Here is a 21,854-nt window from a genome sequence, read left to right on the forward strand (position 1 = left end):
CCAAACGCATAGTCATGGGAAAAACTACTAAATATATTTTGATAGCTCTGGGGGCAATAATTGTATTGCTTATTTTAGCGAAGGTGACCGGCATCATCGGTAAGCCGCCTTTAACCCAGGTAGCCACCGAAAAAGCTGACGTGCGTGAAATCAACGAAACGGTATCTGCCAGCGGGAAAATAAAACCGCACGTTGAAGTAAAGATAACCTCAGAAGTATCTGGTGAAATTGTTGAACTGCCGGTTAAAGAAGGCGACGTGGTTAAAAAGGGTCAGCTGGTTTGCCGTGTGCGTCCGGATATATTAAAATCAGGATATGACAGGGCAGTGGCAAGCTACAGTACCCAAAAAGCAACTATAGGCAATATGGCACAACTGCTTAAACAGGCAGAAGCTACTTTTGTAAACCAGGAAGCTATTTTCAAACGCAGTAAAACGCTTTATGAAAGTAAAGTACTTACCGTATCTGAATATGATAACGCGAAAGCCAGTTATGATGGAGCGAAAGCCAGTTTAGAGGCGGCCAAACAAAACCTGGTTGGTGCGCAATTTGGCCTTCAGCAACAATCGGCCTCTGTTAAAGAAGCACAGGATAACTTGGCTAAAACCAGTCTTTATTCGCCGGTTGACGGGGTGATCTCCAAATTGGTGATTCAAAAAGGCGAACGCGTTTTGGGTACCCAGCAGTTTGCCGGTACCGAGATCATGACCATATCTGATCTGAGCAAAATGGATGTGAATGTTGACGTGAACGAAAATGATATTAACCGCATAACCATAAATGATCCTGCAAATATTGAGATCGACGCGTTTTCCGGTAAAAAGTTTACAGGCTCGGTAATTGAAATTGGAAGCTCAGCAAATGTGGTAGGTACTACTGCCGATCAGGTAACCAACTTTACCGTTAAAGTACGTATTGATGCAGGCTCCTACCAGGCTTTGCTTAAAAAAACAGTGGATAACCCATCACCTTTCCGTCCGGGATTAACCGCCACGGTTGACATCAATACCAACCACGTAAAATTCCTGTCGGTTCCTATCCAATCGGTAACCACCCGTGAAGAGAAAAAGGATGCAAGTGCTACACCGGCAGCATCAAAAGATGATAATAAGCCGCAGATCAGTGCTCCGGCCAAGGAGTATGTGTTTGTTTATTCAGCCCCGGGCAAGTTAAAACAAGTGCAGGTAACTACCGGCATCCAGAATGATACGTTTATCCAGATCCTGTCTGGCCTGAAAGGCGGCGAAGAAGTGGTATCGGCACCATATGCAGCCATCTCAAAAACATTAGCAGACGGCATGACCGTTCAAAAGGTTGATAAATCAAAACTATTTAATACCGATAACAAGTAATTCCGGTCAGGAATAAAATCATAAAAAAGGGCTCCTTCAAATTTTTGAAGGAGCCCTTTTTGTTAAATGTCGATGGAGCTTAAACTTTTAAACCACCAAAAATGCTGAACATCATCACGCTCAGCACCACAAAGGTGATGAGGATATAAAGCCTGTCTTTTTCCAATATGAAACCTATCAACGAAAAAAAGATGCGTAAAATAGGCGTGGCGATCAAAACCAGTACACCCAGTTGTATGATCCCTTTGGCATTAAAGGAACCAACCCCGCCGATGATCTGACTAATGGTGGTAAAGCCTGCCCGCTCACCCACAAATGTGTGATAGGCTGGTATGCTGCTGTGTTGATACTGGTGCAGATAGATAATGCCCCCCACAAAAACAATTAGACTTGCAGTAATAACCCCATATCTTAATAAATAACCAATCAGTTTTTCTATATCCTGATCAGCGTTAAAGCTTTTTGAAAGTATCTTTTTCATGATCTTGTTCTTTAGAATTTGTGGTTATAGCCATTAAATATCATTTCGGCGGCAACAAAGGTGATAGCCACACAGAAGATGTATTTCAGCACTTTGGGATCCATACGGGTAAGTAATTTGGAGCCGGTAAACGCGCCGCCTAATACGCCCAGCATCACCGGAAAAGCGATACCCGGATCCATGTAACCCCTTTGCAGATACACTACCGCGCTGGCAGCAGCAGTAACGCCGATCATGAAATTACTGGTTGTGGTACTTACCTTAAATGGTATATGCATGGTCGAATCCATAGCCAAAACTTTTAAGGCTCCAGAGCCGATACCTAATAGCCCTGATAAAACACCGGCCAGGGTCATGATAGAGAAGCCTGCGCCCACGTTTTTTAATTTGTATTCCACTTCGCCATCTTTGGTGGGATAACTGTTGTTGAGCTTTAGTTTATAGGATAGTGCGCTGCCCTCGGTCAGGGCTGCCATGTTTTTTTTTCGGAGGGTCATCGCTGCGGAAAATAACAGGATGGCGCCAAAAAGAATAGCGATGGTATTAGTCGGCGTATATACCGCGATGATAGCGCCGCCTACCGCACCTATCGTAGTGGCTATTTCCAGGAACATCCCTAAACGGATATTGGTGATACCTTCTTTTATATAAGCGCTTGCCGCGCCCGATGAGTTAGCGATAGAAGCTAGTAAAGCCGCGCCGATAGCGTAGCGGATATCTACATGAAATACGAGTGTGAGCAATGGGATTACTACTACGCCGCCGCCTAAGCCGGTGAGCGATCCAACCAGGCCGGCCAGGTAGGCTCCTGCCAATAAGATCAGGGTGAATGTTATGATGGTCATGATATATGGTATTAATAATTATTATTTAAAATTTGCTGTATCAGTTGCTCGGCTTGTTTAACCTTTTGGGCTTTGATGGCCTTAAACAGCTGCTCATGTAAGTGATGACTCATGGCGAAATGACTGATGCCTTGTGCTTCGCGTTTGGAAAAAAAGTCACGGATAATGAGGGTGAAGCTTTGATAAAGATCGGCCAGTACGTTATTGAGCGAGGCCTGGGCTATGGCCATGTGGAAAGCGATATCGGCATCAACACATGCCTGGCGTTGCTCCGATTGGATAGCTTGCTTCCGCTTTTCCAGGCATTGCTCAATTTTGTCTATGTGTGCTTCAGAGCGGTTTTGGGCCGCCAGTCGCACTATTTCTCCTTCCAGTAGTACCCGTACCGCATTGATCTGATCGAAGTCGGCATTTTTTAAACGCTGTTCGATGGTTTGCTCACTTACAAAGGAGTTTACAAATGTTCCGGAACCTTGCTGAACTTTGAGTATGCCGGCGGTGGCCAGGGTTTTAATAGCTTCCCTGATGGTGGAGCGACCAACACCGTATAGTTGCATCAATTCAGGCTCGGCGGGTATTTTTTCATTGAGCTTGAATTTGCCTTGCGCTATATCATTCCTGATCTGGCTGATCACGCGGCTGCCGAGGGTTTCTTTCTTATCCATATCGCTGATGATTTGATATGTAAAGGTATGATGATTTTATTAAAACATCAGATGTTTAAAATATTTTATGACATTGGTATGATAGGGATGGGGGAGGGTTTTGCTTAAGATTATAAAAATTACGTCATTGCGAGGTACGAAGCAATCTCTACTTAGGCAGATTAACCATGTATGTTCGCTCTGTACAGGATAGAGATTGCTTCGTACCTCGCAATGACGTTGAGGGATTTGGAGATGCGTTTTTTACACTACGCCCTGCAAACTCATCACCGCCTGATCAAGGAAATTGGGGATCAGCGTACGCTGGGTATGGGTTATTTTGTCGGGATCATCCAGGCGGTCGAGCATTTCGCGGTATTTTACTTCACCATGCTCATTGATTACTTCCTGCTTTTTCTCTTCCCGTAACAGCATAGCCTTCATGCCGCCAGCATCAGCTTCTGGGTGAAACTGGGTGGCGAAAAAGTAATCGTTATAACGGATGGCCATCATAGCCCGTGGAAACTCCACATGCGGGCGCTCTTTTTCAATGGCTACCAGTTGCATGCCCAAGTCCTGCAAGCGTTTTTCATTGGGGTTGATCACCTGCCAGCTACGGGAGTCGACGGCATAAAAGGGATCGCCTAAACCTTCAAAAATAGGTTCATGGGCACCGGCGGGTGTTTGATTTACCGGCAGTACACCAAATGATGGCGAACGGCGCATATTGATATCGCCCAGTTTGTAATGACGGCACATCAATTGAAAAGAGTGGCATACAAACAGGGTATGCTTTTTATCAGTAGTGTTGGATAGGTTATGATCTTCCAGCTTTTCTATCAGTCGGAAATATTTTTTCTCCCACTCGGTACCTTCTGATATCAGCGGATCGCCGGGGCCACCGCTGGAGATATAGATGTCGAAATTGGTGCCCGGCATTTCGCAGCGCCGGCGCACATCAAATATCTGGTAGTTTAAGTTAAGCTCGTGCTGAGCTTTATACCTGTTCAAAATCTCCTGGAAACCACGCATTCCTTCATTCGCTAGCCCATCATACAAGTCAAGTATCGCTACTTTGATTTCCGGTTTTGTTGTCATTTTATTCTTTTAATAATTTGTTAAGTTCTCTCCTCAGAGTAATGGGCCATCAAGTAGCAGGTAACATAAATTGCGGCATCGACTCACCCCGACGTCGCTACGCTCGTCACCCCTCTCTTCGCCTGCGGCGGAAAGAGGGGTTTCTATTTCTTTTTTCTTTACCCTCTTTGCGGTGAAGCCGAAGAGAGGGTGGTCCAGCGTAGCGTAGACCGGGTGAGTCGGCTATGCGCCATGCTATAATAGTTTGATTTATGCTTTTATGGGGTTACAATCCCTTTAAAGTTTGCGAGGTAATATAATCCACCACGTCTACAAAGCTACTGTTTTGTTGGTAAACGGCTAACTGCCTGTCGGCACCGGTGCCGTGTTCCAGTATTTTATGCACGTACTGCAGATCATCGCGCGAACCCAGCTCGTCTACCACATCATCCACAAAATCCAGCAGTTCCAATACCAGCGAACGGGTATTTACTTCCATTTCTTTACCAAAGTCTATCATTTTTCCGTCGATGCCATAGCGGGCCGCGCGCCATTTATTTTCGTTGATGAGGGCGCGCGAATAGGTGATGAACGTCATATTCTGCTGCCTCAGCTTATATAGTTTGGCGCATAGGGCCTGGAACAAGGCGGTAAAAGCGATGGTTTCATCCACCAGCATAGGGCAATCGCAAATGCGGAATTCGATGGTCTCGAAAAAAGGGTGTACGCGGATGTCCCACCAGATCTTTTTGGCATTATCAATGCAATTGGTTTTTACCAGTAGCTTGATATAGCTATCATACTCCTCAATACTGCTGAAAGAATCAGGTATGCCCGTACGCGGAAACTTGTCAAACACTTTGGTGCGGAAGGATCTGAACCCGGTATTACGTCCCTCCCAAAAAGGGGAATTGGTTGATAAGGCGAAAACGTGAGGCAGAAAGTACCTTACCTGGTTGGCTATGTGAATAGCCATATCCCGCGATTGGATGCCCACATGCACATGCAAGCCAAAAATAAGGTTAGAGCGGGCAGCTTCCTGCATTTCGTCCACGATCTCAAAATACCGGGGATGATCGGTGATCAACTGGTGCTGCCAGTGCGAAAAAGGATGCGTGCCAGCGGCACCGATGCGTAAGCCAATGTCGCCGGCCAATTGGGCCACCGTAGTGCGCAGCTTGCTTACCTCCTCACGCGCTTCCTGGGTGTTATGGCAAATATGCGTTCCCACTTCCACTACGGCCTGGTGCATTTCGGCCTTTACCTGATCCTCATGGATCTTTTGGGCACTATCCACAATTCTCTGCTCATGTGATTTTAATTCTCTGGTCACGGGATCAATCACCATAAATTCTTCTTCAACGCCTAAGGTAAACTCGTTCATAATTGGTTAGGTTATTATATTTAAGCAGTTGTCATTTCGAACGAGGTACGAGGAGAAATCTTTTACGCGGGATATGCCAGGCGTAAAAGATTTTTCACTTCGTTCAAGAGATAGTTTCTCACTCCGTTCGAAATGACATTTACTTTTTACTATTCTGTCATGCTGAACTTGTTTCAGCATCTCACAAGCAAGGGTATACATCATGCAAGCTGTCTACTCAGCATGTGGGATCCCGAAATAAATTCGGGATGACTTCTTTTTATTTTTTGGCAGCAGGTTTTTTGGCTACTTTCTTTACCTCTTTTTCTTTCTTTACTTTTGCTTCAGGCTTAGCCTTAACAGGTTGGGCGACTTCTTTAACAGGAGCGGCCGCTTTCACTACTTTCGGTTTCTTTACTTTGCTCTCCGTTTCAACAGGAGGAGTCACCTTGCCTATATAAATTTCCTTTTTTACCGGTTTAGGGCTTACCAGCGGTGTTTTGGCCGCCGATGTTTTTACATATTCGCCCCAGGTAAGGTTATCCAGACCGGCCTTTTGTTTTTTGGCGCGTTCAATGGCGTAATCGGCAGCGGTTTCCACTACCCAGTCAAAGTTTTCCTGGCCCACGCTGGTTACTTCGGCATCCGGAGCGGGGTTGCAAAAATCAATGGCGTAGGGGACACCATCACGAACCGCAAATTCAACCGTGTTAAAATCGTAACCCAGGTATTGGTTCAGTTTGATCACGTAATCCTTAACCGTATCCAGCAGTTTTTTAGCTGCCGGGGCTTTGCCATGTTCATAACGCAGATGATGCGGATTGCGTGGTTCGTATTGCATAATGCGTACATGTTTACCGCCAATGCAGTAGCAACGGAAATAATCGTCAAATACTACCTCTTCCTGCAGCATCATCACGTATTGCTTGGTCTGGTCGTATTTGTTGAAAAAATCATCGCGGTTTTGCAGCTGGTAAACTTCTTTCCAGCCGCCGCCGTCAAAAGGTTTCATATAAGCCGGGAAACCTACATAGTTGAAAATGCCATCCCAATCCAAAGGATAAGCCAGGTTGCGGAATGACCGGTCGGTAGTATCATCGGGCAGTTCTTTAGAAGGTAGTATCACCGTTTTTGGCACAGGTACACCCAACTTAACGGCCAGGGCATTATTGAAAAATTTTTCGTCGGCGCTCCACCAGAACGGGTTGTTGATCACCGCTGTACCGCAAATAGCCGCGTTTTTGAGGGCAGCCCGGTAAAAGGGGGCGTCCTGCGAGATACGATCGACGATCACCGCATAATCCAATGGTTCGGCCTGTAAAACCTTATCTATACGTACAAACTCCGCCGAAATATTTTTTTCGGCCTTTTGATTGATGCGGTCAACAAATGCCTGTGGGAATGAATTTTCCTGTCCGAATAAGATGCCTATTTTTTTCATGGTAGTAATTTGTTTTTCAAGGTAATGAAGCTATCATGAGCTATTGTATTTATTTTATTTGATGCTCATGATGGTTTCATGGTAGTTGATGGGTTTCCGGTTGACGATTTTCTGCTGATACTATAAATCTACTTATTAACAATTAAAATATGTTCATGTTTAACAATAAACGGCCCCGACAATGTCGCGGCCGTTTAAATATATTCAACTTTTGTGGGATAAAATAGAGCCTTTTACTACTTCATCAATATAAAAACCTTTTTGTTGAAATTATGGATGGATGTTGTAGGTCATGTTCATTTGATAAGAGAAATTCTCAAGGGTTGAACCGTTGTATACACTCCAGGTATTAAAGCTGTAATAGCCATTTGCGCCGGAACTGCCACTATAGGTTTCGTCCCAACCCCAATTCATATGAAACATGAGGTAGGTTACCCCTGCAATTGGATCAGGGGGGCAATAGATAAAAGTTGTTTCCTCATAACCGTCACAAACCCACTCATGCCCTTCGGTACTTGTAGCGCCACTTAGTATTACGGGCTGATGAGCGTTGATATTGTTCTGAACGGTTTCATAACTTGATGTGGAGTTCCAACTTGCTTCTGTGGCAGAAGAGTAATGAAATAGGGAACTTTTGAACCCGTTGGCCGTAACATGAGGGTCGCTATTTGCCGGGGCTGATCCATCATTGCCATAAACCATACCAACTGATCGGCCAATATCATACATTAAACCCGAAACTGCGGTTAAGCCTGCGCTGGTATAATTATCTGATGTTAAAGGCATCGCCGTCCAGTTGTAATTGGTTGGATATTTCCAGTAATACATGACCTGGCCCATGGCTGTAGCAACACAACCCACCGGATCGCGGCCACCACCATAATAATAGGTCCCGGTAGGGATGCGACTATCCTGGTTATAAGGTACGCCTTGAGCCCAATCTGTTTGTAATAGAGGGCCAACAATATATTGGGTAGAGCCGGGCTGGCATGTTGGCGGCGGAACATTATTAATGGAAAGGCCATTATTATTTTTAACTGCCGGTGCTATTTGCGACCAAAGTTTTAACACCAGTTTAGGTGTAGTAAGCTGGGTGCTTTTACGTAACGCCTGCATTTTTTTATGGTTAGTGCTTAGCCAGTTTGATAAACCAACGGGCATGTTAGCTGACACGGCAAAATGACCAGTATTGGAGTATGCGAGTATCGGCTCCACGCGTTTATCTGCGGGCATCACTATAAAACCGCCGCCCTCGTAGTTAAAAATGTAAAGCGATGGGTTTGTGCTGTCGGGGTATATGGTGTAATCCAGAATTTTCTTTTCTGAAGCCAGCATAATGCCGTTAACCTTGGTTTTCAGGGCATTGCCAACAATGTCGCTGGTGGCTGCCTGCTTAGCGGCCAGTGTGGCCGCGTTAATGGATACAAAATTGGAATCGGTAAGCGCGGCAGAAGTAAGCGGTTTTTTAACGCTGGCTTCTTTCTTACACGAAAACGCAATCATTAATAGTGCAACCAGCAAAACGTGGTTCGCACGGAAAAGTGCTTTTTTCATAGCTGTGAAAGATTTAGATTAATAAATTATGTTTGATGTAATTTATAATTAAAAATAAAGCAACTATGTAAAAAATATGATACAAAAAAGAGATAATACTATTTAATAGTTGACAAATAATGCGGGAACATTTCGCGCCAAATGGGCCAGTCGTGATGGGCAAATGGGCGGATATCCAGCCAATGTTTAATATTTTTTTGTTTTAAAATGTTTGATAATTGCAGGTTATATTCTTTGCAGATATCGTATTCCGACGTACCTAAAATGATATTCATGTTCCACAAGTCGCCCGCATTGTCGCCGGGTAAAAAATCAACCGGGTTGTTGTAAAATACATCGTCATTATAAAAACCATCGGTAAACATTTTGATATCAAACGCGCCGCCCATGGTAAACAGGTTGCTTACCTTTTCGGGGTGTTTAAACGCAAAGTTGGCCGCGTGGTAACCACCAAAACTGCAGCCGGCCATGGCTACTTTACCTACACCGGTTTCGTGCATGGCCCAGGGCACCAGTTCGTCTAATAGCATTTTATCATACCAGGTATAGTTACGGGCGCGGTCGGCAGGGGAGATGCCTTTATCGTACCAGCTGCGGTCGTCGATAGTATCTGGGCAATAAATTTTTACTAATCCCTGGTCAATAAACCATCGTACACTTTCTATTAGCCCAAAATCCTTATTCTGATAATAACGCCCCTTGGTTGTGGGGAACAGGATCACGGGATAACCGCGGTCGCCAAACACCAGCATCTCCAGGTCGGCACTTAGATTCGGCGAATGCCAGCGGTGATATTTTTCGGTCAAAATAATAGATTTTTGGTTTCAGACGGTAAGTTAAGTGGTTTGACTGAAAAAGGCAACAGTCTGATAAATTAAAGGTTACCTCAAAAAACGAAAAGTATTTTTACTTTTGCACCCTTAAAATTTGAATAAAGATGTATTGGGGCTGGGCTGAAACTGAAATGACGATCACCGAAAAAAACATAACTATAAACTCCGCATTGCTTAACCGCGAGGTTACCTGCACACTGGTTATGCCCGATGAGCAGGAGCTTACCGAACCCTTGAATCTGTTGTTATTGAACGACGGGCAGGAACTGGAAAATCTGCAACTATTGGCAACGCTGGAGCAACTGTATAACACCAACCGCATAAAACCGGTATTGATGGTGGCTATACATGCAGGCGATGATCGTATACAGGAATACGGTGTGGCCGGCAAACCCGACTTTAAAAAACGGGGCTCCAAAGCAGCTATTTATACCGAATTTATAAAAGCCGAACTGTTACCGCAGATCATGGAGCAAACCGGTGTAAGTGATTTTGAAACGACAGCATTTGCCGGCTTTTCTTTAGGCGGCCTTTCGGCTTTTGATATTGCCTGGAACAATGACGATGTGTTTGATAAAGTGGGGGTGTTTTCCGGATCATTCTGGTGGCGGAGCAAGGACCTGGCTAAAGGCTATACCGATGCCGACCGCATTATGCATTCAGTTATCAAGAACACTACCGACAAACCCGATCTTCAATTCTGGCTGCAAACCGGCACCAAGGATGAAACTACCGATCGCAACAAAAACGGAATTATAGATGCTATTGATGACACCATTGATCTGGTTAAAGAGCTGGAGAATAAAGGTTATACCCGCCCTGCCGATATTCAATACGTGGAAATAGTTGGCGGCACTCATGACACAGCCACCTGGGGCAAAGCCTTGCCTAAGTTTCTGGTTTGGGCTTTCGGGCGGTAAAGATCAATGCCCTAAATAAGCATTCGGTACATTAACCGGCGTATAGTCAATCCCATATGCATGCTTCATCAACAGCGAAACCACTTCGGTAATGACTTTTTCCTTCCGGTGCATTTGAGGTAGCAGGCCCATCATCGCATAGCTGATGGGGTTTACCGCAGGTATAAAAGTTTCCCATTCATATCCCTTACCCCAGATCAGGCCTTTCACGGTATGGGTCAGATCGGCTTTATTTTCCAATAAAAAATGCAGCATATCTGCCGAGTTATTGCCGTTTTGATTAACGGTGTGAAAAATAGGCGTGTGCCCGCCAAAGCCGCGCTCGTCAACACCGGCTTTTGCGTTTACATCGGCGCCATATTGTACCAGTAACCTGGCACATGCAACGCTATTGTATTCGGCGCAAAAATGCAGTAAGGTTGCTTCCGTGAGTGGGGTATAGGTGTTGTTAACCAGGTTATAGGTTTTATTGATGACTAATGCCGGATCAGTCTCCAGGCTGGGTTTTAACTTTTCAGCGTCATCAGTTAAAACGGACAACAGGGTTTTGTCTTCAAAATCAAGACCAGCGTCAACAAAAGCCTGTACACAATGCTTAAACCGCGGGCTGCGGGTATACATCTCCAGCAGGGTTATAAAAACCGGAACTTCGTTATACACATCATTGGGGTTGCCGCCTTCATCAAAATACCGGCGTATACCGGCAACAGAATGAATTTCTATATCATAAAGTAGCTGTGTGTGGTTAGGCATAAGTGTTGTAAAAGCTGATTAAAGATATGTAAAATTTAGTTAATCAGCCTGTTAACGACCCGCCCGGTTATCGTTATTTGGTAATTTAATTGTATAAATCTTTCTCCTTTAGCTTATAAAGCTTTAAAATCTCATATATTAACTGTACCTTTGCGCCAAATTTATAGGGCATATTTCATGCAAAAAATAAGAAACATTGCGATCATCGCACACGTTGACCACGGTAAAACCACTTTGGTTGACAAAATTTTACACAGTTGCGCCATTTTTCGCGAAGGCCAAGAAACTGGTGAATTGATATTGGATAATAACGACCTGGAACGTGAACGTGGTATCACCATCGTATCAAAAAACGTTTCGGTAATGTATAAAGACGTTAAGATCAATATTATTGATACTCCTGGTCACGCCGACTTTGGCGGCGAGGTTGAACGCGTATTGAAAATGGCCGATGGTGTATTATTACTTTGCGATGCGTTTGAAGGTGCTATGCCTCAAACCCGCTTTGTAACCCAAAAGGCTTTGGCTTTAGGCTTAAAACCAATTGTGGTTGTAAACAAGGTAGATAAAGAAAACTGTCGCCCGGAAGAAGTTTACGAGCAAATTTTTGAATTGTTCTTCAACTTGGAAGCGACTGAAGATCAGCTGGATTTTCCGGTTATCTACGGTTCATCAAAACAAGGCTGGATGAGCACCGACTGGAAAGTACCTACTGATAATATTTTCCCGTTAATGGATGCTATCCTGGAAAACATTCCACCAGCTCCTATAGCCGAAGGTACATTACAAATGCAGATCACCTCGTTAGATTATTCATCTTTCGTAGGCCGTATCGCTATTGGTCGTGTTGCCCGTGGTACTATCAAAGAAAACATGCCGGTATCGTTGGTAAAACGCGATGGTACTATCCAAAAATCAAGGATAAAAGAATTATATACCTTTGAAGGTTTGGGTAAAGTACGCGCTACAGAAGTAGCTTCCGGCGATATCTGTGCGGTAGTTGGTATTGAAGGTTTTGATATTGGCGATACCATTGCCGATTTTGAAAAACCAGAACAACTGGCGGTTATCCATATTGATGAGCCTACCATGAACATGTTGTTCACCATCAATACTTCACCTTTCTTTGGTAAAGAAGGTAAATTTGTTACTTCCCGTCACTTACGTGACCGTTTATACAAAGAGATGGAAAAAAACCTGGCGCTTAAGGTTGTTGAAACCGAATCGCCTGATTCATACCTGGTGTATGGTCGTGGTATTCTCCATTTATCTGTATTGATTGAAACCATGCGTCGCGAAGGTTACGAGTTACAGGTTGGTCAGCCACAGGTAATTGTAAAAGAAATTGACGGTGTTAAATGTGAGCCGGTTGAAACATTAATTGTTGATGTACCGGGTGATGTTGCAGGTAAAGTTATTGAGTTGGTAACACAGCGCAAAGGCGACCTGTTGATCATGGAGCCAAAAGGCGACTTACAGCACTTAGAGTTTGATATCCCTGCACGTGGTATTATCGGTTTGCGTAACAACGTATTAACCGCTACCGGTGGCGAGGCTATCATGGCTCACCGCTTTAAAGCATACGAACCATGGAAAGGTACCATCCCGGGCCGTTTAAATGGTGTATTGGTATCTATGGATACTGGTAAAACCACTGCTTTCGCTATTGATAAATTACAGGATCGTGGTCGTTTCCACATTGATCCGGGAGTTGATGTTTACGAAGGACAGGTTTTAGGCGAGCACATCCGCGATAATGATTTGGTGATTAACTTAACCAAAGGCAAGCAGTTAACCAACATGCGTGCATCTGGTAGCGATACCAACGTACGTATTGCACCTGCTATTAAATTCTCGTTAGAAGAGTCAATGGAGTACATTCAGGCCGACGAATACATTGAGGTAACACCACAAAGCATCCGTTTACGCAAGATCTTCCTGAACGAAAACGAAAGAAGAATTAACGCTAAAAGGTTTACTAATCAATAATTAGTAGATCTTCTATTTATACAAAAGCCTTCAGGATTTCCCTGGAGGCTTTTTTTATGCTTTAAGTAAATGTATTTATGGAATTGGGATAATAATATTTTTATTGTTGTTTTTTGTTGTGTAAATATGTGAATTATCAAAATAGTGTCATATAATAATTGTATTTGATATGTTGTTGTGTATTGTTTAAGTGGTTTTTACCTGTTTTTTAATTATTTATGATTTTTTATTAAAGCGAATGTATATTTATTTAATATAAAAAATATATAAATTAAATACAATAATTGTAGATTGCCGTCATAAAAACCTATAACAACACAATGAAAACCTTCACAAAAAATCTTACACATGCTGTAGTATGCATGCTGTTAACAGGCGCGCTCGCCTCATGCCAAAAAAGTAACGACAAAATTGTTGACCCCGCTTCAAAGAAAGTATCGGCGGCAAACAAAAGTGTAAATGATGTAACTTCTATCGCTGTAGAAGTTGGTGCTGTTACCAAAAAAAGCAGCGGTACTCTTGATCTGTTTGGCAGAAGCACCACCAACACGCTGTTACACAAAACCTGGACAAGCGCCAGCGGCTGGACCGCGTGGGAAGATCTGGGCGGTAACATCGTTTCGGCTCCATGCGCTTCTTCAAGACAGTCAAACGCCATCAACGTATTTGCACAAGGGCCAACCGGTCACCTGATGCAGATCTATTATGTAGATGGTCAGGGCTGGTCGCCTTGGGTGGATCTGGGTGGAAACATCACTTCTGCACCTTCATCGGCATCACAAACCGTTAATGACCTTTCTGTTTTCGCAAAGGGTGTTAACAATACGCTGGTTGTGCTTACCTGGAATGCCGGACCAGGCTGGGGCTCATGGGTTGATCTTGGTGGCAGCATCACTTCGGCTCCTGCTGCTATATCCAGAAGCTCATCAACTATTAATGTTTTTGCAAAAGGCACCAGCAACAACCTGTTGCAGATCTATTCAACATCGGGCAGCTGGTCGTCATGGATCAATCTGGGCGGTACTATCGCATCCGCGCCTGCAGCAATTACCCGTTCGGCTAATGACATTAATGTTTATGCCAAAGGTACATCAAACACCCTGCAACAAATTTACTGGACAGCAAGCGCTGGCTGGGCATCACAGATCGACCTTGGTGGCAGCATCACTTCTGCTCCGGCAGCAGTTGCAAGGGATGCTAATAACATTAACATTTTTGCATTAAACAATACCGATCTGATGCAGATCTATTGGACCGCAGCCGGTGGCTGGGTTAACTGGTTTATTATGCCTCAATAAGGAATAAATTAACTGATCAATTTACACGGGCGGTGCTTTTATAGTACCGCCTTTTTTGTTCCTATCGTTTCAATTTCAAAATAGCACCATCAATAATGCTGTTGATATCCTCAGACAGTTTCAAAAAGTAAACGGCCGGCAAATAAAGCGCCGTGATAAAAGCGGTGCGTACAATGGTATCAACATAATAATTACCAATGTGCGGCAGTATCCAAACCGATAAATAATAAGCAAGGATGCCAGCTGCTAAAGCCAGTACACACTGCATCGTAAATGGTTGCATACCAAATTTAACCCAGATAAATATATACCTGAACAGGTTGAAAATTAAATAAGTAGCAGCTGAGGCTATGCCAGATCCGGTAATGCCATAAATGGGGATGAGGATAAGATTGCCTCCTATGATCAAACCTACCAGTAACAAATTAAACAAAGCCTCATATCTGAAATATTTTGACGAGGCCATAATTACACCATTGATGCCGGTTGATGCTTCTATCAAAAAACCCAGACTTACAAAAAACACGGCGTATTTACCTGCGCTGTATACGGGAGGAAGCAAGCCAAAAATATTGTCGATACTGGCCCACATCAATATAAACAGGAATAAGGAACTGATCAGCTGCGTTACACAGCTCTTTTCATATACGGTACTGATATTTTTAAGGTCGTTGCTTTTCCATGATTCAGATACAATGGTATAGGCAATGTTATATAAGGAGCGTGTGGGTAAGGAGATAATCAAACCGAAGTTGAAGGCCAGCATATATACACCGGCATAGCTCAGGTCGAGTTTTTTGAATACCAGGTAGTTATCAATATTCTGGATGATCGACGGGGCCATGCCTGTTAATATGGTAAAAAAGCAAATACCCACCAGTTTATTAACCATATCGCGGGTTAAAAAATCAAGGTCGGGTTTAAGCGAAAACTGGCCGTCGCGTATTAAACGGGCTATAATGAAAAATGTGGGGATCAAATTGGCCACCAGCCACAGCCACATAAAAAGCTCAAAGCTAATGAGCCGCAGGTACATGAGTATAATGGGTACCAGTATCAGTAACCGTTTGGTAAATTCACGCAGTATTAGCCCGGTGGTCATGTTATAAAGCATGCGGGCGTACAGATCAAATACGTTAAAAAACGATGTGAAAATGGTAAGCGGAATAAGGTACCAGTAATACGAATTGAACAGGGCCGATGATTGGGAAGCTTTCCCCGTTGCTTGATGACTCACGATCTGGTCTTTAAAAAGCAACGCTATCAGTACAAATAAAACGGTACCCAGTAATGATACCATACAAGCCAGGAACAGGTAGCCATGATGTTTTTTTTCTTCGTTACGGAAATAAGGGAAATACCTGGCGGTACCATTAAAACCAAGTATCGAAAATTGGGAGAACATCAACGGGGCCGATGTTAGTATACCTATTAAACCAATCTGGGCTGGGGTTAGGGAAGACTGGGGCATCAGGTAATTGGTAGACAAGAAACCGATAAGTACACCCAGGTAAGAATATATGGTACCTTTAATGGTTTGTTTTTTTATTATGCCCATTCAGTTTTTAGCCGCTGTATTGTATGAAGTAAAATGATAATTTTGGAGCATTCCATGGCAAATATAAAATATAAAGTGTGTGTGTTAACGCTTACCTATGCAAATAGGTGGCAATTCTTAGAACAGGTATTAAAACGTGTGCTGTCTTTTGCCCCCATAACACAGGTAGTTGTAGTGAATAACGCCGCGCTTTATAATGTGGAAGAATATGCAGGCCGGTTAAACGATAGCCGTGTGCAGGTGTTAAACAATGCCGAAAACCTGGGCTCGGCCGGTGGTTATAAACAAGCTATCGAGTACGCATATCAGCAAACGGATGCTGATATGGTTTGGCTGTTGGATGATGATAATTTGCCTGATGCGAATGCGCTGGATATCCTGCTCAAAAACTGGGATGAAACAGCAGGCGCCAATGATCAAAAAGCGCTGTATTGCCTGCGCGAAGACAGGCCTCCCCACGTAAAAATAGCCCGGGGGCAGGATCCCGGCAGGTATTACCTGGTGCCTAACAACTTTATGGGCTTCAGTATATTCAACATCTTAAAAAATCGTTTATCTAAAGCACGTGATCAATTTTCAGGCACTTCAGCATACCTGGATAAAGTGACTATGCCCTATGTTCCTTACGGCGGCTTGCTGATGCACCGCGCCATGATCGGGCTGATCGGGTTTCCCGACGAAAAGTTCTATCTATATGTAGATGACTCGGAATATACCTACCGCATCACCAAAAACGGCGGAACAATATGGCTGATACCGGAATGCAAGGTGGTTGATATCGACCAGTCGCAGGGCTTAACTTATCAACCCAAAGCTTTTCACTCGCACTTGCTCGATCAATGGAGCTTCCGCACCTATTACGCCGTCAGGAACCGGATGTACTTTTACTCGCGGAATGCCGTTAGTTCGACTCTGATCTTTGGGATCAACAAAAACTTATACCTGGCTTATTTGTGGGTAATAAGCATCCTGAGTTCCAAACAGCCGGAGTACCGAAAGTTTTTAACTGCCGTGAATGATGGACTTAAAGGAGTAATAGGTAAGGCGGAGCCTGATAAATGGTGATGGATTAAAATGTTTTTTTTGTAGAGACGCATATTTGCGTCTTAAGCTATGCAGAGAGAACAGATCAGAGTTATATGTTTCCGGGATATTGCAATCAGGAGACGCAAATATGCGTCTCTACATAAAACAGATTTTAATTAGCGCAAAAATTTTACCTGTTTAAAAACATAAACATTAAAGCTATAGTTTTACATTCGTAAACTCATGCAGGAATCAATTATTGGCGGAAACTATAAAACCGCGTACGATCAGTTTTATCAAAAGCACGACGAGGCCTGGCGTATGCTCAGCGCTAAATACAAGGCGCAGCACATCATAGAGGTTTGTCGTGGATTAACTTTTACCAAAGTGCTCGAAGTAGGCGCAGGTGATGGCAGTATCCTCAAAATACTATCAGACAATAACTTCGCGACCGAATACCACGCTGTTGAAATATCAGGCAGCGGAGTGGAATATATCCAATCGCGGGGTATTAAAGATCTGCGGTCGGCGCAGGTGTTTGATGGCTATAAGCTGCCTTTTGATGATGACAGCTTCGACCTGGTGATCCTGTCGCACGTACTGGAACATGTGGAACATGAACGCCTGCTACTACGCGAATTAAGACGGGTGGGCAAACAGTGCGTTATTGAAGTGCCCCGTGATTATAAAACCGGTGTTGATGCCCGTATCAAACATTTTTTGGCTTACGGTCACATCAATGTGTATACGCCAACATCGCTGCGCTACCTGCTGCGTACCGAAGGTTTTGAGATCGAGAACGACCTGACATCGATGATTGAGCCCGAGGTGACCCGCTTTAACGCTTACGTAAACCAGAAAAAAGCGAAAAGCTTTATAAAAGATTTGAAGATAGCGGCGGAGTTTACGGTTAAACAAAGCCTGGGAAAAATTTTCGGAAAAAAAGTAACTGAACAATTTGCCAACGCTTATACCGTTTTGTGTAAGAAAGCCACTAACCAACCCGAACTATTCTGATAAATAATAGTATCAAGTAGCTAGTATCAAGTATCAAGATTTTTAAAACCATTAGCTCTGTTTTACGAAGCTGTCTTGATACTTGATACTCGCTACTTGATACCCAGAAAAAAATAACTATGCAGCAACTTGCTCCTATAGCCTTATTTGTTTATAACCGGCCCGGTCATACGCGCCGTACGCTGATCCATTTGCAAAAAAACGTATTGGCAGATGAGTCAAGATTATATATTTTTTGTGATGCTGCCAAAACCGAAGCCGACCGCGATAAGGTGGAACAGGTAAGGCAGATAGCCCGCGAAACTACCGGCTTTAAATCGGTAAGGGTTATTGAGCGCGACCATAACCTGGGACTGGCCGAATCCATTATCAGCGGGGTAACACAGCTGGTGTATGAGTATGGCAAGGTGATCGTTTTTGAGGATGACCTGCTGTCGTCGCCCTATACGCTCGAATATTTTAATGAAGCGCTCACCTATTATGCCAGCCAGGAAAAGGTGATGCATATAGGCGCCTACATGTATAACCTGAAGGATAAGGACCTGCCTGAGTCATTTTTTTACCGTGCAGCCAGCAGCTGGGGCTGGGCAACCTGGGCCCGTGCCTGGAACCATTTTGAACCCGATATTGACAAGCTGATAGCCCAGTTTGATACGCTCAGCATTATCCGTTTTTCGATAGAAGGCAAGATGAATTTTTGGCGGCAGGTGCAGGAATTTAAAGCGGGCAAAAATAATTCCTGGGCCATCCGCTGGTACGCCTCCATTTTTTTACGGGGCGGACTTACGCTCAACCCTTCACGCTCGCTCATTAACAACATCGGGCACGATGGCAGCGGCGTACACTCCAACCGCGAAAACATGTACGATGTGCACATCTCGCAGCAACCCGTCAAAGAGTTCCCCGATGTGATCGAGGAAAACGAAAAGGCCTACCAGGCCATCAAACATTTCCTGGCCCACCGCAAAGGCAACCTGTTTAAGAGGATGGTGCGGTTTGTAAGGCAACGGGTGAGCCCCCCGGCCCCCTGAAGGGGGAGTGTGCGATTCTGTTAATAGCAAATCAGGTCATGCCGAATTTATTTCGGCATCCCACATGCAAGATGTACAACGCAGGAGGTAACTTGTCCTGTGGGATCCTGAAACAAGTTTAGGATGACAAATAGGATACCACCCAGAGGCTTTTATCCCATCAAAAAAATCAGTATATTTGTATATACCACAGCCCGGTTATCCGATCAAAAAGGATAACCGGGCTGTTTTGTTAAGAGGAAAAAGGGAACAAAAATCAACCTTTTAGCATGTAGTTATTTGACAATCAGTTAATTAATACTTTTTAAAGTTTTTAAAACACGTTAAAACGGTGTTAAAATTTGTTAAAAAGTGTTAAAATCGATGGTTTTGAATGAATTTTTAACTGTTTTACCCCGTTTTTGAGCAGAAAAGTGTTAAAATTTAAGGTTTAAAAAGTTTTTGGCGAGGGTAATCGAGACGAAAATGTTAAAAGGCCCACCAGCCGGCATCGCCAGAAAATTTCACCAAAAACAAAACGAGTTTTTAGGATCGGCCGGTATTTGGGTTCGGCCGAATAAATGTATTTTTGGGACATGTTAAAAGTAGTGCATCTGAATACCTATGATGGCAATGGCGGCGCGGGCCGGGCCTGTATGCGGCTAAACCGGGCACTGCTCAGCCAAAATGTCGATTCAAAGATCATCGTTCACTATAAGTTCGGGAAAAACCCGCAGGTGGGCACTTTTAACAAAAATCCGGTGCAAAAAGCCTATACTGCCGCTACCATTATCCTGGAGCGGATCCTGGCCAAAAGATACCTGAAACCCTTATCGCGCACCCCTTTTTCATTTACCTGGTTCGGACGGTCGGTCATCCGCCACCCCGAGGTGAAAAATGCCGATATTATACACCTACACTGGATAAATCACGGTTTTCTGGACCCTAAGCATATAGCCGAGATAGCCAGACTCAACAAACCCGTGGTATGGACCTTCCATGACAGTAACGCCTTTACCGGCGGCTGCCATGTACGCTATACCTGTGATCATTATATGCAACAATGTGGTAATTGCCCACTGTTGATTCATGAGGGTGACAACGATATTTCGCACAAAATATGGCAGCAAAAGCACAAGGCTTATGATGTGCTTGATTTTGCCGTCGCTGCTCCGAGTACCTGGATGCAGACATCGGTAAAAAATAGCAGTCTGATGCAGGGGAAAGCAGTAAATCATATCCCCAATACCCTGGAAACCGATATTTTTAAACCTACCGATAAAAAACAGGCTAAACAGAAAGCCGGGCTACCTGCGGATAAGTTTATTTTCATGAGTGGTTTTATGCCCTCGCGGAAAGATCTGCATAAGGGCACCCAATATCTACTGGATAGCCTGGAACTGCTTAAGCAACGTTTGGGTGCTGATGCAGACCAGGTAGAGCTGGTGATATTTGGCAACCGCGGAACAGAAGGGGTACCCGATTTTCCGTTCAAGACCAGCTTTTTAGGCACTATCAGTAACGATGAGCAACTGGCGCAATACTATGCCGCCGCTGATGCTTTCCTGATACCATCGCTGGAGGATAACCTGCCCTATACCGTGATGGAAAGCCTGGCCTGCGGAACGCCTGTAATAGCCTTTACAACCGGCGGGATACCTGATATGGTACAGCATGAATACAATGGCTACCTGGCTACTTATCGTTCGGCAGAGAGCTTTACGGATGGTATGGAGTGGATCATCAAACACCCTGACCAGGAACTGATACAACAACAGGCCCGGCAAACGATCATGGATAGATTCTCTGAAGAAGTTATCGCCAAAAAGCATATCCGGCTTTACCAGAGTTTGTTGCAAAAGGAGGGTGCCGATGTTTGAGCCAAAACTAAGCGTGATCACCATAGTGTATAATAATGTACGTGATATTGAGCGTACTATACTTTCGGTTTTAGGGCAAACCTATACCAATATTGAATATATTATTGTTGATGGCTTATCAACCGATGGTACGCAGGACGTGATCAGTAAATACCGCGACCGCATAAGTAAACTCATCAGTGAAAAAGACAAAGGCATTTATGATGCCATGAACAAAGGATTGGCCATAGCTACCGGCGATTATGTGATCTTCATGAACTCAGGCGATGAGTTTTATGCTCCGGATACGGCGGCTACTGTCTTCGCGTCTGCTGATGATGCAGACATCTATTACGGCGAAACAGAGATGATAGATGATAACGGCCAAAGTTTAGGACAACGCAGGCACCAGGCCCCCGCGGCATTTACCTGGCGAAGTTTTAAATATGGCATGAGTATTAGTCATCAGGCTATCTATATCAGGCGTAGTTTAACGGAGCCTTACGATAACCAGTATCAGCTTAGTGCCGATATTGACTGGATCATCCGTGCCGCTAAAAAGGCCAAAAAAATAGTGAATGTGAACGGATACGTGGCCAAATACCTGGTAGGAGGGATGTCGAAAAATAGACACCGCCAAAGCCTACAGGAGCGTTTTGACATTATGAAACGATACTACGGATTGATCCCGACTGTTTTCAATCATTTTGTAATAGCCTTTAACCTGGGCTGGTACTGGCTCAAAAACAGGCGTACGAACGACTAATCACTTTTTGATCCATAAAAAAAGCGATGGATTTTAAACCCATCGCTTTTCATTAATATAGTTAAGTC

The 21,854-nt window shown here is 44.0% G+C and carries 19 protein-coding genes; 9 read left to right on the forward strand and 10 right to left on the reverse strand.

Annotated features, from left to right (window positions below; genetic code table 11):
• Window positions 1-14: 14 nt before the first annotated feature.
• Window positions 15-1,352, forward strand: a complete 1,338-nt coding sequence (locus tag AC57BQ_RS27710; protein WP_496409319.1) for an efflux RND transporter periplasmic adaptor subunit — start codon at window positions 15-17, stop codon at window positions 1,350-1,352.
• A gap of 79 nt (window positions 1,353-1,431) precedes the next feature.
• On the opposite strand, the gene AC57BQ_RS27715 is transcribed toward AC57BQ_RS27710, so the two are convergent.
• The 8 genes from AC57BQ_RS27715 to AC57BQ_RS27750 all read right to left on the reverse strand — a co-directional run bounded on the left by AC57BQ_RS27715 (window position 1,432) and on the right by AC57BQ_RS27750 (window position 9,563).
• Window positions 1,432-1,833: a DUF1634 domain-containing protein gene (locus tag AC57BQ_RS27715; RefSeq protein WP_496409320.1), complete on the reverse strand. Its 402-nt coding sequence runs from the start codon at window positions 1,831-1,833 to the stop codon at window positions 1,432-1,434.
• 11 nt (window positions 1,834-1,844) lie between these two features.
• Window positions 1,845-2,678, reverse strand: coding sequence for a sulfite exporter TauE/SafE family protein (locus tag AC57BQ_RS27720; RefSeq protein WP_496409321.1), 834 nt, complete (start codon window positions 2,676-2,678; stop codon window positions 1,845-1,847).
• An 11-nt stretch (window positions 2,679-2,689) separates the two neighbouring features.
• Entirely contained in the window at window positions 2,690-3,343 is a 654-nt protein-coding gene (locus AC57BQ_RS27725) for a FadR/GntR family transcriptional regulator (protein WP_496409322.1), read from the reverse strand.
• A gap of 243 nt (window positions 3,344-3,586) precedes the next feature.
• Window positions 3,587-4,420: a type 1 glutamine amidotransferase gene (locus tag AC57BQ_RS27730; RefSeq protein ID WP_496409323.1), complete on the reverse strand. Its 834-nt coding sequence runs from the start codon at window positions 4,418-4,420 to the stop codon at window positions 3,587-3,589.
• A 265-nt stretch (window positions 4,421-4,685) separates the two neighbouring features.
• Window positions 4,686-5,783 carry a carboxylate-amine ligase gene (locus AC57BQ_RS27735; RefSeq protein ID WP_496409324.1) on the reverse strand — a complete coding sequence of 366 codons (1,098 nt, stop codon included), beginning with the start codon at window positions 5,781-5,783 and terminating at the stop codon, window positions 4,686-4,688.
• Between the two features lie 259 nt (window positions 5,784-6,042).
• The gene (locus AC57BQ_RS27740; RefSeq protein ID WP_496409325.1) at window positions 6,043-7,203 is read right to left on the reverse strand and encodes an ATP-grasp domain-containing protein; all 1,161 of its coding nucleotides are present in this window, start codon (window positions 7,201-7,203) and stop codon (window positions 6,043-6,045) included.
• Window positions 7,204-7,473: 270 nt separating this feature from the next.
• On the reverse strand, window positions 7,474-8,757 hold the full coding sequence (locus AC57BQ_RS27745; RefSeq protein ID WP_496409326.1) for a C10 family peptidase: 1,284 nt from the start codon (window positions 8,755-8,757) through the stop codon (window positions 7,474-7,476).
• A 98-nt stretch (window positions 8,758-8,855) separates the two neighbouring features.
• Window positions 8,856-9,563: an esterase family protein gene (locus tag AC57BQ_RS27750; protein ID WP_496409327.1), complete on the reverse strand. Its 708-nt coding sequence runs from the start codon at window positions 9,561-9,563 to the stop codon at window positions 8,856-8,858.
• A gap of 158 nt (window positions 9,564-9,721) precedes the next feature.
• Here AC57BQ_RS27750 and AC57BQ_RS27755 point away from each other — a divergent pair, with 158 nt between their 5' ends.
• Window positions 9,722-10,510 (forward strand): alpha/beta hydrolase, encoded by a 789-nt coding sequence (locus AC57BQ_RS27755; RefSeq protein WP_496409328.1) that lies wholly within the window; start codon window positions 9,722-9,724, stop codon window positions 10,508-10,510.
• Window positions 10,511-10,513: 3 nt separating this feature from the next.
• Here AC57BQ_RS27755 and AC57BQ_RS27760 read toward each other — a convergent pair whose 3' ends face one another.
• On the reverse strand, window positions 10,514-11,263 hold the full coding sequence (locus tag AC57BQ_RS27760) for an ankyrin repeat domain-containing protein (protein ID WP_496409329.1): 750 nt from the start codon (window positions 11,261-11,263) through the stop codon (window positions 10,514-10,516).
• Between the two features lie 177 nt (window positions 11,264-11,440).
• On the opposite strand from AC57BQ_RS27760, the gene typA reads away from it, so the two are divergent.
• The gene (gene typA, locus AC57BQ_RS27765) at window positions 11,441-13,252 is read left to right on the forward strand and encodes a translational GTPase TypA (RefSeq protein WP_496409330.1); all 1,812 of its coding nucleotides are present in this window, start codon (window positions 11,441-11,443) and stop codon (window positions 13,250-13,252) included.
• A gap of 320 nt (window positions 13,253-13,572) precedes the next feature.
• On the forward strand, window positions 13,573-14,550 hold the full coding sequence (locus AC57BQ_RS27770; protein WP_496409331.1) for a PLL family lectin: 978 nt from the start codon (window positions 13,573-13,575) through the stop codon (window positions 14,548-14,550).
• Between the two features lie 61 nt (window positions 14,551-14,611).
• Here AC57BQ_RS27770 and AC57BQ_RS27775 read toward each other — a convergent pair whose 3' ends face one another.
• Window positions 14,612-16,108: a lipopolysaccharide biosynthesis protein gene (locus AC57BQ_RS27775; protein WP_496409332.1), complete on the reverse strand. Its 1,497-nt coding sequence runs from the start codon at window positions 16,106-16,108 to the stop codon at window positions 14,612-14,614.
• A gap of 54 nt (window positions 16,109-16,162) precedes the next feature.
• Here AC57BQ_RS27775 and AC57BQ_RS27780 point away from each other — a divergent pair, with 54 nt between their 5' ends.
• From AC57BQ_RS27780 to AC57BQ_RS27800, 5 genes are all read left to right on the forward strand, one after another.
• The gene (locus AC57BQ_RS27780; RefSeq protein WP_496409333.1) at window positions 16,163-17,173 is read left to right on the forward strand and encodes a glycosyltransferase; all 1,011 of its coding nucleotides are present in this window, start codon (window positions 16,163-16,165) and stop codon (window positions 17,171-17,173) included.
• Between the two features lie 204 nt (window positions 17,174-17,377).
• Complete coding sequence (locus AC57BQ_RS27785; RefSeq protein WP_496409334.1) at window positions 17,378-18,151, forward strand: class I SAM-dependent methyltransferase; 774 nt, start codon at window positions 17,378-17,380, stop codon at window positions 18,149-18,151.
• Window positions 18,152-18,270: 119 nt separating this feature from the next.
• Complete coding sequence (locus AC57BQ_RS27790; RefSeq protein ID WP_496409335.1) at window positions 18,271-19,182, forward strand: glycosyltransferase family protein; 912 nt, start codon at window positions 18,271-18,273, stop codon at window positions 19,180-19,182.
• 575 nt (window positions 19,183-19,757) lie between these two features.
• A complete protein-coding gene (locus AC57BQ_RS27795; protein ID WP_496409336.1) occupies window positions 19,758-21,041 on the forward strand; it encodes a glycosyltransferase in 1,284 nt (427 codons plus the stop codon).
• Window positions 21,034-21,786: a glycosyltransferase family 2 protein gene (locus AC57BQ_RS27800; protein ID WP_496409337.1), complete on the forward strand. Its 753-nt coding sequence runs from the start codon at window positions 21,034-21,036 to the stop codon at window positions 21,784-21,786. The genes AC57BQ_RS27795 and AC57BQ_RS27800 overlap by 8 nt, the downstream gene beginning before the upstream one ends.
• Window positions 21,787-21,854 lie beyond the last annotated feature (68 nt).

This window comes from Mucilaginibacter sp. BGA-UO-ETr-C110, assembly GCF_059567985.1.